Source organism: Flavobacterium sp. GNP002, from assembly GCF_054343795.1.
Genome location: NZ_JBTGUW010000001.1, coordinates 1879231 through 1893058, shown reverse-complemented (window position 1 = coordinate 1893058; position 13828 = coordinate 1879231). Strand labels below are relative to the sequence as shown.

Sequence of the window (13828 nt, the reverse complement as noted above, 5' to 3'; positions counted from 1 at the left end):
TTAAATCTTTGCTTTATTATTGCTATTATTTTTCTTAATCATATTCTATAACCGCCCATCAACTGCATCACCCAAAACCCCTTTTACATCATACAACAAACTAGTAGTATTTTGTAATGTGGACAAGTCTAAATCCAGAAATTGATGGTGTGCAACTCCCAAGATTACGGCATCAAATTGCTGCTTTGGTATTATATTTGTTGTAACCAAGTTGTATTCTTTTTTTACTTCTAATGGATTTGCAAGAGGATCATAAGTGGTTACAGTAATTCCGTAATCCGTTAAAGCATCTATTACATCTACAATTTTTGTATTACGAACATCTGGACAGTTCTCTTTAAAAGTAATTCCAAGCATCAAAACTGTCGCTCCATTAACCGAAATTCCTTTTTTAATCATCAGCTTTACTACTTGAGAGGCTACATATTCGCCCATACTGTCATTCAATCGCCTTCCGGCTAATATAATTTCAGGATGATATCCAAACTCTTGGGCTCTTTGAGCCAAATAATAAGGATCAACCCCTATACAATGGCCTCCAACTAAACCCGGTTTAAAAGGCAGAAAATTCCATTTGGTACTTGCGGCCTCTAAAACGGCTTGCGTATCGATATTCATCAAATTGAATATTTTAGCTAATTCGTTTACAAAAGCTATATTGATATCCCGTTGAGAATTTTCTATTACTTTCGCAGCTTCTGCAACCTTTATAGATGGTGCCAAGTAAGTCCCTGCAGTAATAACTGACTTGTATAATTCATTTACTTTTTGGCCAATCTCGAAAGTTGAACCCGCAGTGATTTTTAAAATTTTATCAACCGTATGTTCCTTGTCTCCTGGATTAATTCTTTCGGGAGAATAACCCGCAAAAAAATCTACATTAAATTTCAATCCAGAAACCCGCTCTAAAACAGGAACACATTCTTCCTCGGTTACCCCAGGATAAACGGTAGATTCATAAATAACAATATCCCCTTTTTTTAAGACTGACCCTACAGTTTCACTGGATCTGTATAATGGAGTCAAATCTGGGCGATTATTTTTATCAACCGGAGTGGGTACTGTTACAATATAGCAATTACAATCTACAATATCGTTAACATCAGTAGTGCAATATAAGCCGATAGCATTACTTGATTCATCCAGCAGCACTTTTTGCAGCGTGACATCATCTATTTCAAATGTAGTATCAGTCCCCGATTTTAATGAACTAACCCTAGATTGATTGATGTCAAATCCAACAACAGCATGTTTGGTTGCAAACAATCTTGCCAATGGCAACCCTACGTAACCCAAACCAATTACAGCTATTTTTGTATTAGAATTCATTTTTTTCAAAAATTATAAGTAACCATCGTTAACTTTATTATACTGCTTCGCACTTCATACTCACAGAAATGAGCTGAAATCAGAATATTTTAAGAGGGCAAATATAGGTACAATATGCCGGTTTTTTATCTACTATTTACCCTCCAAAACACAACGATGCTTCCGCAAAAACCAAAAATACACATAAACACCTGTAATTCAAGAGGCAACAGCCCTAAAACTAATTAAACTATCAAAAAAAAAAACACGAAAATTGGTGATAAAAAATCATAAAAAAGAGATTTCAAATTAACATTTATAGAGCTTAAACTCATAATGAGAATTATGGAATTAAAAGTATATCAATTATCTAAATGTAAAATGCAGCAATTCTATTTTTTTTGCTATTCGAAACAAACAGATATAAACCTATTTTAATTTTTATTTAAAATCACTTCTAATTCCAAATCCATGTCAATTTTAAAAATGTGAAAGCCTAGCTCAATTGAGCTAGGCTTTCACATTTTTAAAATTCATAGACACATTAAATAGCGAATCGAATATCACTTACTCAAAATTGTGATAACAGCTATTATTTATACTTCATTTTTAAGACACACCCTAACGATTCCAAAACCAACACATAATGTGTATTAGTAACCTCTTGAACAATTGCTTTTTGATTAGAAAATGGTCCGGAATCCAATTGTACAGCATCTCCTATTTGAAAAGAAAGTACTGAAACCTCGTTACCCTCAGAGGGATTTAGCCATTTTTTTATAACACTGATCTCTTCGTCGCGGACAACAGCCGGTTTTCCTAACCAAAATAAATAACGCACCACTCCTACTGACTGGAACACAGCATTCCGTTCAGAATCTGGTAATTGAACAAAAACATAGGAATTAAATAGAGGCACTTCTACTTTTTTCTTTCTGTCTGACCATTGTCTAACTTGTGTAATCAAAGGACAATAGCACTCTATTCCTTTATTTTTTAATTGTTCTGCAACTTTTTTCTCCCATTTGGGCTTTGTATAAACTACATACCAATTCATCTTATATTTTGTATTACATTACTAGTTTTAGTGTGATTAATCGGAATAAACTTCTACATGAGACAATAAGTCTACTATTCATTTGACAACATTACTATCTTGTCTCTTTCTTATTTTTATAATTTCTAACTAGCCTAATTATAATCTATTTTTTTACGAACCTATAGATTGATATACAAAACCAATAGCTCCTAATTCTGAAGCATTCAACAAGTTTCTCCCATCAAAAATAAAAGCAGGTTTTTGCATTGAATCGTATATCTTTTGCCAATCATACTTAACAAATTCATCCCATTCCGTAAGTACAGCTATAGCATGAGCATTTTGACATGCCTGATAAGGATTATCAAAAGACTTGACACTATTACTATTTAATTCAGCACTTCTGGTTTCTAAATAATTTAAATCGTCAATAATTTTTTTATTAGACACCTTAGGATCGTAAACAGCAATTTTTGCATGTTCATTTATCAAATCATCAGCAACATAAATAGCAGCCGACTCTCTAGTATCGTTCGTATCTTTTTTGAAAGCCCAACCTAGAAAGGTTATTTTTTTATCAGAAACTGTATTGTAAAGTGTTTGAACAATGTTATTTGAAAAACGTCTTTTCTGGTGATCATTCATTATAATTACTTGCTCCCAATAATCAGCTACTTCATGTAATCCATATGATTTTGAGATGTAAACCAAATTCAATATGTCTTTTTGAAAACAAGAACCTCCAAACCCAACAGAAGCTTTAAGAAATTTCGAACCTATTCTGCTATCCATTCCAATTGCTTTTGCAACTTCATTTACATCAGCACCCGTTTTTTCACAAAGCTCTGACATGGCATTTATAGAAGAAATTCTTTGTGCTAAAAAAGCATTAGCTGTCAATTTAGATAGCTCAGAGGACCAAACATTAGTAGTCAATATTTTCTCAGCCGCTACCCAATTTGAATATACATCAACAAGAGCCTGAATCGCTTTCTGTCCTTCTACAGAAGAATCGCCTCCTATTAATATCCTATCAGGATTCAATAAATCTTGAACAGCAGTTCCTTCTGCCAAAAACTCCGGATTTGATAAAATTTGAAACTGTACTCCATTCCCTGTATTGTCTAAAATACTTTTAATAGCTTCAGCAGTTCTAACTGGAAGTGTCGATTTTTCTACAACAATTTTGTTGTCTTTGGCAACTTTGGCAATTTGTCTTGCACACAATTCAATGTATTTCAAATCAGCTGCCATACCTTTTCCTTTTCCGTAGGTTTTAGTAGGTGTATTTACTGATATGAAAATAATTTGAGCTTCGTCTATAGCTTTTTCCACATTAGTAGAAAAAAACAAGTTTCTTCCTCTGGCTTCAGCAACAATTTCGCTTAAACCTGGCTCATAAATAGGTATATTATTTACATCTTCATCATTCCATGCAGTAATTCGTTCTTCATTTAAGTCTACTACTGTAACTTGTACTTGCGGGCATTTTTGAGCTATAACTGCCATCGTTGGACCACCTACATATCCAGCTCCTATGCAACAAATTTTTGTAATTTTCATTTATTCAAATTTTAATTTCGCAAATATATTTTAATTTGCTGCATTCTTTTTCTTAAAAAATTATTTAAGATTATTCCAATACCATGCAACAGCTTCTTTTAATCCTTCTTGCATCGAATATTTTGGATTATATCCCAACAACGATTTAGCTTTCTCAATACTTGCCAAAGAATGTGGAATATCGCCCGCTCTATTAGGAGCATATTCTATGGCAACTGCCGCAATTTTTGGATCATATTCCGCTAAAAAGTTCTTTAAACAATCTACTAAATTATTCAACGTATTCCTATCTCCATAGGCAGTATTGTATATCGTATTTATCGCCTCTGGATTTTTTGTCAGTATAGCCAACTCATTCATTTGAATTACATTATCGATATAAGTGAAGTCACGGGAATAATTGCCATCCCCATTTATTTTTGGACTTTCCAATTGCATCAATTGCATTACAAATTTAGGAATGACAGCTGCATATGCTCCGTTAGGATCTTGTTTTCGACCAAAAACATTAAAATAACGCAACCCTATAGTCTCTAAACCATAGGTTCTGCTAAATATTTCAGCATACAGCTCATTTACATATTTAGTAATTGCATATGGAGAAAGTGGCTTTCCAATTACCGCTTCAACTTTAGGCAAAGCCTCTGAGTCACCATAGGTAGATGAACTTGCTGCGTAAATAAATCGTTTAACTTTTGCATCCCTTGACGCGACTAACATGTTTAAAAAACCGGAGACATTTACATCATTAGTTGTAACTGGATCATTTATAGATCTGGGTACAGAACCCAAAGCTGCCTGATGTAAAACATAATCTATTCCTTGAACTGCATTTTGACATTCAGCTACATTACGGATATCGCCTTCTATCAAATGAAAATCCGGATGATTTATAAAGTCTTTTAAATTATGTCTATATCCAGTTGCAAAATTATCAAAACAAACAACCTTATAATCTTTAGATAAAAAATATTCACAAAGATTAGAACCTATAAATCCTGCCCCTCCCGTTATTAAAACGGAACTTTTTGTTTGTATTTTCATTTATTCATAATTTTAAAACAATCAATTACTTAGTTTATTTTTTCAAAATTTTCTGTGCTATTCTTTGATAAATACTTTTAGCCTTACCCTCTTCATAATATCCATTTGCATAGGTACCATAACCATACCCGTATCCATACCCATACCCATATCCGTAACCAGTACCATATTTTGCTTTATTCTCCAAACCATTTAAAACAATACTGGCATTATTCAACTCTCCACGTTTCACCCTGTTGTTTAACAGCGTAATCATATCTTTTTTAGTAAAGTTCTGTCTTACTATATATAAAGTAACATCACAATATTGAGCTAATTCTAAAGCATCTGATACCAATCCTACTGGAGGCGTATCCAATATTATATAATCGTATTTTTTCTTTAACTCTCCTATTAACTCACCCATTCCTTGACTCATAATCATTTCAGACGGATTAGGCGGAATTGGCCCTGCCAAAATAACGTCTAAAAAAGGTATGTGCGTGTGATTGATGATTTCGTCAATCGTTTTTTGTTTTATCAGATAATTTACTACACCAACATCATTCGACAAATTAAATTCAGTTGCCAGTTTTGGTTTTCTTAAATCCAAACCAATAACCACTGTTTTTTTCTCGCTCAGTGCAAATACCGTAGCGATATTTATAGAACAAAATGTTTTTCCCTCACCACTCACAGAAGATGTGATCATTAAGGTCTTTGCTCCATCTAAATTTTGTTGCTTATATAGGAACTGAAGAGAAGAACGAATGGCTCTAAAGGATTCTGATAAGGCTGATTTTGGCTTATCATAAACAGCTAAATTAGTATTCTCTTTATTGACTCCAACAACACCTATTAAAGGGATTTTTGTCATCTTACTGATATCCTCAGCATTCTGAATCGAATTATTGATAAAGAAAACAGCAAATACAAAAATCAACGGTAAAAGTATTCCCAAAAATAAAGCCAACACATAATTAACTGATGTTTTTGGTCCTATAAGTCCTCCGCCAACATCCTTAGCAGGATCTATAAAATGAACATCTGATAAATTCGCCGCCTTAACAATATCTGCTTCGCTTCTTTTTTGAAGAAAGGTGCTGTAAATATTATCGCTTAAATCATATTTTCTTTTAATTTTAATAAGCTCTTGCTGATCATCCGGAAGTCCTTTTATAGTACTTTCAGCCTCATTTATTTTACTACTCACCATAGCTAAATCATATTGAAGAGATGCTTTGGCAGTAGCTATATTCTCTAACAAAACATTTTTGATAGCCTCCATTTGATTGTCAAAATCCTTGAATATCTTATCACTTTTTACAGCATAAGCCATTTCAGATCTTTGGGTAGATAATGCTATTAACTTTGAAATATTTACTACAATATTTGGATCTTCTATTCCTGCAACTGAAGGTGCAGGAAGTTTTGCGTAGTTTACACTGTTTTTTAAGTATGCTTTTAATGAATTATAATAAGCCATTTTACGATTAATCTCGTCTTTTTTGACGTCAAATTCCAAAATCTTTTCTGAAAATTTACCTCCACCTTCTTCAATATCATAAATGTTTTTACCTTTTCTAAAGGATTTTAACTCATTTCCTGTTTCCTTAAGCTGGGATTCCATCGTGACTAATGTACTATCTATAAAAGCTATAGTATTTGTCGCAAACTGGTTCTTACTATCCAATTGTCTCTTGATAAGCATTTTAACAGTCGCATTTAAATACTCAACCATTCTTGCTTTATTAGTTCCCTGCATACCTAAGGTAATTATTGAACCTCCTTTATCGTCTGACCTAACGCTTATACCTTTATACCCTGATACTGTTCCGTTAAAATCATTAAACTGTACAAAATATTCGTTTCCTTTATAGAAGCCAGGATTTTCATTTATTTGTAACTTCCAATTCAAAAAAGGCAAAGAAACTTTTTCGCCAACCTTATATCTTTTTACAAAATCTCCTGTTGCTACAGCTGTATTACTGTATGAATTGTCAGAATAGGAAATTAAAGATACATTTTGACTTGTAAAAGGAATTCTAATTTCATATGTATCTTCACTAATAAATTTAATCCCTATTAAAGTCCCTGTTAATTGTCCTTTTGACTTGTCAATATTGATATAAAAAGGAACTGATCCATAAGCGTCTACTAAATTATATTCCCCTTGAACCAAGTAACTAATATAATATTGCAATTTATCTACAACAAGCTCATTATGAGATCTGGATTGCAAAGTTGTTGATATGGTCTGAACTTGATCCGAAGTACCTCCCCAATTAAAGACTAAACTGGTATTTGAAGTAAAAAGGGGATTACTTTCTTCTTTTACGGAAATAAGTGTTTCCATACCGTAAATTTTTTCTTTACGAATATTCACCTGATAAGCAATCGTGAGAGTAATTAATAAACTTATCAAAAACCACTTCCAATAACTTCCAATTTTTATTAAAAACCCCTTAAAGTCAAAGCTTACTTGGTTTTCAAAAATCGAAAAATCTTTTATATCTAACATTTTTTGAGTGCTGTTTTAATTTTTTAATAGCAAAAAAGTGGTTGTAGCTAAAGACAACAGTGTAATAATTGTACCTAAAGATTCTATACCAGTTTTTCCAGTTCCCCAAGTTTTTTGCTTGAGTGGTTTTATATAAATATAATCATTAGGCTGTAAATAAAAATAAGGTGATTGCATTACATTTATATCCGTGAGGTCTAAATCGTGCATTTCTACACCAGTTGGCGTTTTTCGCATAACTGTTACAGCTTTTCTATCTCCAGTAATAGTAATATCTCCAGAGTTAGCAATAGCTTCCATAATATTTACCTGCTCTTGAAACATTATTTTTGTGCCTGCCCCCCCAATTTCTCCATTTATAGTATAACGCAAGCCTGCTAATTTAACGGTTACAAAAATATTTGCTTCCTTATTAAAATACTCTGCCAATAATTGCTTTTCAACTCTAACTCTGATTTCGTCTAGCGTGTAACCGATAACATTTAACTCTCCTAAAACTGGAATCCTTATATTTCCATGGTCATCCACTGTAAAACCGTCAAAATACAATCCTGACTCAGATTTACCTCCAGCACCTCCATCATTTGAAGGACTAAAAATAGCCACTAATTTAGGGTCAATAGCTTTTATCGTGATACTCAAAACGTCATTAGTTTGTAATCTATACGGTTTTGATTCTATAGCTGTAATAACAATATTGTCTTGTGAATTATCTTTCTTTTGAAGATAAATTAAATCTTGGGTAGAAATGCAAGAAGTGAATAAAACACTTATGGTTAGTAATAAACAGAATACGGATTTGCTCATTTTCAATATTTTTAACGACAAATATAGCTTTTCATTTACTATTTAAAAAGCATCACTATTCATTAAATGGATTAATTATTTTTAAACGACTTTTCAAAAGGTACTCTTTGCAAAATACTTCTTCCCAAGGTAACTTCGTCAGCATATTCCAGCTCATCTCCTACCGAAATTCCTCTGGCAATAGTTGATATTATTATTTCACAATCAGCGATTTGTTTGTAGATGTAAAAATTAGTGGTATCACCCTCCATTGTGGAGCTTAAAGCAAAAATTATTTCGTTTACACTTCCCGATTTTACTTTCTCGACTAATGTAGTAATGTTCAATTGACTGGGACCAACACCATCAATAGGCGAAATTTTACCTCCAAGAACATGATAAATCCCTCTAAATTGACCTGTGTTTTCAATTGCCATAACATCGCGAATATCCTCGACAATACAAATAATCTGGTGATTCCTGCTTTTATTGGCGCAAATTTCGCACATCATGCTATCCGAAATATTATGACAGCTGCTGCAATACTTAATATCTTCACGCATAGCAAGCAAGGCCTGAGATAAAAAACCGGTTTGTTCTTTTGGCTGTTTTAGCAAATGTAGCACCAATCGAAGTGCCGTTCGTTTACCAATTCCCGGCAATTGAGACATTTCGTTAACTGCTTTTTCTATAAGTTTCGAAGAAAATTCCATAACTGCAAAAGTAGTTAATTTGTCCCAATCGTTCGGGATAGATAATTTGAAAATTTGAAGATTATTTATGTAATTTGGCCAAATACAATATTTAGACAATATGACTCCATTTGCCATTCTATCGCTAATAGTAATCTACTTTGGAATTCTTTTTTTGATTTCGTATTTTGTTAGTAGAAAAGATAGCGGAAACGATGCTTTTTTCAAAGCCAATAAAAACTCCAAATGGTATTTAGTTGCTTTTGGAATGATTGGTACAGCACTTTCCGGTGTGACATTCATCTCTGTTCCGGGAGAAGTAGGTTCTCCAAACGGGGAGCAATTCAAATACTTTCAGTTTGTTCTGGGAAATGCTATAGGTTTTATAATAATCGCCAAAGTTTTGCTGCCGCTGTATTATCGAATGAATTTGACTTCCATTTACGGTTACATCGAACAACGATTAGGGATTTACTCCTATAAAACCGCCGCAACCATTTTCCTGATTAGCAGAACCATTGGATCAGCCTTTAGGTTGTATCTTGTTGTTATTGTTTTACAACGTTTTGTTTTTGACTATTACGGAATCCCATTTGCCGTTACGGTTTTAATTTCGCTGGCGTTGATATTTGCTTATACGTATCGTGGCGGATTGAAAACCATTATTATTACTGATACTTTACAAACCTTTTTCCTAGTAGCTTCGGTTTTCTTGACAATTTTTTTCATCTGCAGAAGTTTAAATTTGAATGCTTTTGAAGCTTTTGAAGAAGTGAAAAACAGTAATTATTCTAAAGTATTTTTCTTTGAGGATTTTGTGTCGAGTAAGTTTCATTTTGCAAAGCAAATTCTGGGAGGAATCTTTGTAACTATCGCCATGGTAGGCCTGGATCAGGATTTAATGCAGAAAAACCTGAGTTGTAAGAACATTGGCGAAGCACAAAAAAACATGTTTACGTTCACCGGAATATTTGTAGCTATCAATATCTTTTTCCTCAGTGTGGGTGCTTTACTTTACATCTATGCTACTAAAAACGGGATTGAAGTACCGACGGATTTAGTCACCGGAAAACCAAGAACCGATTTACTTTTCCCAGAAATTGCCTTTAATCATTTGACATTAATTCCTTCGGTTATTTTCTTGTTGGGATTAACGGCAGCCACATTTGCAACAACGGATTCCGCACTAACAGCGTTAACGACTTCGTTTTGTGTGGATTTTTTAGGAATGGATAAAACCGAAAATCTAAACAAGCCAAACGTAGTACGAACCAGACATTTTGTACATATTACCTTTTCGTTTTTAATGTTTTTGGTGATAATATTTTTTAATGCTATTAATGACAGTTCTGTAGTGGGAATGATTTTCAGGGTGGCTTCCTATACGTATGGACCGCTTTTGGGATTGTATTGCTTTGGATTGTTTGTAAAATCAAAAACGGTGAAAGACAAATTTGTCCCTATCATTTGCCTATTATCTCCTGCTGTAACGTACTTTATCAGTGAAAATTCAAAGACTTTGTTTTTTGGATATATTTTCGATAACGAATTAATTATCGTAAACGGGCTAATCACTTTTCTAGGGTTGTTGTTGATTAGCAAGAATGCCACCTCCGAAACGCGGTTTTAGTTTTAGCCCAGATAGCAGCGACATCCTTTTCTTGTTCCGTTTTTTTTTAACGGGACAAGAAAAGATATAGCGTATAGCTGGAATAGCTCCTCAAAAATTTAATATTGATTGGTAGCTAATAGAACTAACGTACAGGCTACTTCTACTTTAATATCGTTCAGTTTCAACAATTGATAGAATTCCGGATTCTCAGTTCCTGGATTGAAAATAACACGCTTAGGTTTTGCCTCGACGATGTAATTGTAATAATCACGCTGACGTGTTGGGTTTAAATATAGGGTAACAGTATCGATATTTTTTAATGGAATGGCTTTAGTTTGGATTTTTACTCCGGCAACTTCGCCAGCATTTTGGCCTAATGCAAGAACGGAATGCCCTTTTTCTACTAACATATTTACAGCTTTGAAAGCGTAGCGCTCTGGTTTAGTTGTCGCTCCAAGAACCAATGTTTTTTTACTCTTTATCATTTTCTATAATTGTATTTGGCAAAAGTAATCAAAAAGGTTTATCCGTTTAGAAATTTTAAGGTTTACTTGCAACTACAATAAAAAACAATACCCTAACATTAAAAAGTAAAAAAAGAGTATTTTTACAATCTTAAAAAACAAAATATGGATCTATTTATTTATCTGTTTGTCGCACTTTTTTCGGTATTAAATCCTATTGGTACCGTTCCTATTTTCGTAGGACTTACACAAAATGACACTAAAAAAGAGCGTTCCAGAATTTCTTTATGGACGGCGATAAATGTATTTATTATTCTTATTGTCTCGTTTTTTATTGGACAATATGTATTACTTTTTTTTGGAATCAGTATTGATGCACTCCGAATAGCGGGAGGAATTATTATCGTGAGTTCTGGTTTTTCATTACTTTCCGGAAAATTCACTAAGAAGCGAGGTATTAATAAAAAAGCAGAAACTGATGCACAACAAAGAAATGACATTGCTTTGACTCCACTTGCAATCCCTATGCTTGCTGGTCCTGGATCTATTTCTCTACTTATTGCATTTTACCAGGAACACAATACAACTATGGAGATAATTATATCTTCAATTGCTATTCTTGCGATTGCTGTAACCATTTTTCTTATTTTAAAAAGCGCTCATTATTTAGCCAAAATACTTGGAGCTTCCGGAATTATTGCTATCTCAAGGATTGTGGGTTTCATAGTAATTGCAATAGGAATTCAATATATTGTAAGTGCTATTATCAATATCATAAAAGGGAATCTCTCCTAAATTCAAATTACAACAAAAAAACCGGATATGATTTGAAATCGTATCCGGTTTTCTTTTTTTTTAATTTCTTGGCAAGAAAATCTCTGCCATCATACATCTGGCGCTTCCACCGCCGCAAGCTTCGATAGTATCCAAACTTGAACTCAAAATTTCAGCATGTTTTTCTAGCTGCTCCATTTGTTTAAGAGTCAAACTTTGATGTGCAGCTGCACTCATAACCAAATATCGTTTGTCATTTGCTCCACGAACTTCAAGCATATTCCCCGCAAAATTGTTCATTTGAGCTTCGGTAATCAAAATGATTTCTTTTCCGTTTTCTTTAAGATTGTCCAAAACCATTTTGCGTTCTTTTTTATCATCGATACAATCCGAACAAATTACTGCAAAAGTTTCTCCCAAACACATCATTACATTGGTATGATAGATTAGTTTTCGCTCCGAATCAACCGTTTGAAAAGCTTCAAAAATCACTGGTGCATAATCAAAATCCTCACAAAATTCTATAAATAATTCTTCATCAGCTCTAGGAGATAATGCGCAATACGCTTTAGCATTTGCTCTGTCTAAAAGTAAACTTCCTGTTCCTTCTAAGAAAAATCCATCTTCTTCAGCGGAAGTGTAATCTATAATATTGTGAATCACAAAACCTTTTTCTTCCAGTAAATCTAAAATCTCTTCGCGACGTTCTTGACGACGATTTTCAGCAAACATTGGATATAAAGCTACATCACCATTCTCGTGAAAAGAAATCCAATTGTTTGGAAAAATACTATCTGGAGTATCTGGATTCAACGTATCATCGACAACTGTAACATCAACACCAACTGCTGTTAGTTTTTCGACAAAAGCATCAAATTCTTGTTGCGCTTTGGCGTTTACGGTTGCAGGCAAAAGTCCGTCTAATACTTTTTGGTAATAATTATTTACTGCCGTTTGTTCGTTCATTCTAAACGCAACCGGGCGAATCATCAGTATGGAATTTGTCGTTTGTTTCATATATTTTTAGTTTAAAGTTTAATAGTTTAAAGGTTAATGTTGAGCAACATTAAACTTTAAACCTTAAACAAATATTTATTATCTAATTAAAGGCAAAGTAGAACATCGCAACAATCCTTCTTGTTTTGCAATTTCTGCATATGGAATTTCTTCTACGACAAAACCATTTGTTCGCAACCAATTGTTAAGTCTGGTAAAATTTCTTTCAGAAACTACAACATTCGTATCGATTGAAAAAACATTGGAATTCATATTATACATTTCGTCTCTGGTAATATGGAATAAGTTTTCTTTTCCAAATAGATTTACCAGAAACAAATAATCTGCTTCTTCACGAAAACCATTTTTGTAGATAATTCCTTTGTCATTCCCAACAGGCTGAAAACAACAATCTAAATGTAAAGCGTTGTCACGAGCTTCAATTTTAGATTTTACCAAATCAAATTCTTTGACAATCTTATTTGGAAACAAATCTTTTATGTATTGTACTCCTTGTATATTTGTTCTTGCCGTAATGTAATCTTTGTAGTCACTCCCTTTGTAAGTTCCAATGAAAATATATTCGTTCCATAACATGACATCACCACCTTCTATATGCACTTCCTCTGGAGGACGAACTACTTTTTTAGGATTAATTTGGTCAATTATATATTGAATGGCATCTAATTCTCGCTCTCTGTCCGGTAAAATATTTGATTTTACAAAAACGTCATCAATAACAAAACCAATATCTCTTGTAAATATCTGATTGTAATTTTCAATCATTTCCGGACGATAAACGGTCACATTATATTTTTTTAACACGCTGGCAAATACTTCCATTTCATGCACCATATCTTTCTCGATTGGATAGGTACCTGCTAAAATATGCTCTAATGATTTTGGATCATAGGCCTCTTCAACCTTTGGCGTAGGTCCATTATTAACTGCTGAACCCAGAACTACTGCTCTAAGTCTTGAAGTTTCATTCTTTACATTTAACTCTAACATGCATTTTAGCTTTTGGCAAATATAAAAAAAGCTCCACAA

At 33.3% G+C, this 13828-nt stretch carries 12 protein-coding genes; 2 read left to right on the top strand and 10 right to left on the bottom strand.

Translation table 11 applies throughout. From position 1 onward, the window contains the following. Positions 1-45: 45 nt before the first annotated feature. The 7 genes from ACXX80_RS08315 to recR all read right to left on the bottom strand — a co-directional run bounded on the left by ACXX80_RS08315 (position 46) and on the right by recR (position 8953). Complete coding sequence (locus ACXX80_RS08315) at positions 46-1329, bottom strand: nucleotide sugar dehydrogenase (RefSeq protein WP_458552772.1); 1284 nt, start codon at positions 1327-1329, stop codon at positions 46-48. Positions 1330-1900: 571 nt separating this feature from the next. Next, positions 1901-2365, bottom strand: a complete 465-nt coding sequence (locus ACXX80_RS08310; RefSeq protein WP_458552771.1) for a UpxY family transcription antiterminator — start codon at positions 2363-2365, stop codon at positions 1901-1903. Between the two features lie 153 nt (positions 2366-2518). Next, positions 2519-3910 (bottom strand): UDP-glucose 6-dehydrogenase, encoded by a 1392-nt coding sequence (locus ACXX80_RS08305; protein ID WP_458552770.1) that lies wholly within the window; start codon positions 3908-3910, stop codon positions 2519-2521. A gap of 60 nt (positions 3911-3970) precedes the next feature. Next, positions 3971-4954, bottom strand: coding sequence for an SDR family oxidoreductase (locus ACXX80_RS08300; RefSeq protein ID WP_458552769.1), 984 nt, complete (start codon positions 4952-4954; stop codon positions 3971-3973). 34 nt (positions 4955-4988) lie between these two features. Continuing rightward, positions 4989-7454, bottom strand: coding sequence for a polysaccharide biosynthesis tyrosine autokinase (locus tag ACXX80_RS08295; RefSeq protein ID WP_458552768.1), 2466 nt, complete (start codon positions 7452-7454; stop codon positions 4989-4991). A gap of 15 nt (positions 7455-7469) precedes the next feature. Further along, a complete protein-coding gene (locus ACXX80_RS08290; protein WP_458552767.1) occupies positions 7470-8261 on the bottom strand; it encodes a polysaccharide biosynthesis/export family protein in 792 nt (263 codons plus the stop codon). Between the two features lie 71 nt (positions 8262-8332). After that, positions 8333-8953 (bottom strand): recombination mediator RecR, encoded by a 621-nt coding sequence (gene recR, locus ACXX80_RS08285; protein WP_458554088.1) that lies wholly within the window; start codon positions 8951-8953, stop codon positions 8333-8335. Between the two features lie 100 nt (positions 8954-9053). Here recR and ACXX80_RS08280 point away from each other — a divergent pair, with 100 nt between their 5' ends. Beyond that, positions 9054-10562: a sodium:solute symporter gene (locus tag ACXX80_RS08280; RefSeq protein ID WP_458552766.1), complete on the top strand. Its 1509-nt coding sequence runs from the start codon at positions 9054-9056 to the stop codon at positions 10560-10562. Between the two features lie 98 nt (positions 10563-10660). Here ACXX80_RS08280 and ACXX80_RS08275 read toward each other — a convergent pair whose 3' ends face one another. After that, positions 10661-11026, bottom strand: a complete 366-nt coding sequence (locus ACXX80_RS08275; RefSeq protein ID WP_458554087.1) for a CoA-binding protein — start codon at positions 11024-11026, stop codon at positions 10661-10663. A gap of 147 nt (positions 11027-11173) precedes the next feature. On the opposite strand from ACXX80_RS08275, the gene ACXX80_RS08270 reads away from it, so the two are divergent. After that, entirely contained in the window at positions 11174-11803 is a 630-nt protein-coding gene (locus tag ACXX80_RS08270; RefSeq protein ID WP_315211482.1) for a MarC family NAAT transporter, read from the top strand. A 60-nt stretch (positions 11804-11863) separates the two neighbouring features. Here the strand turns inward: ACXX80_RS08270 and ctlX are convergent, their stop codons facing one another. Then, entirely contained in the window at positions 11864-12799 is a 936-nt protein-coding gene (ctlX, locus tag ACXX80_RS08265) for a citrulline utilization hydrolase CtlX (protein WP_458552765.1), read from the bottom strand. A gap of 78 nt (positions 12800-12877) precedes the next feature. Beyond that, entirely contained in the window at positions 12878-13789 is a 912-nt protein-coding gene (locus tag ACXX80_RS08260; protein ID WP_458552764.1) for a dimethylarginine dimethylaminohydrolase family protein, read from the bottom strand. Positions 13790-13828: the final 39 nt, after the last annotated feature.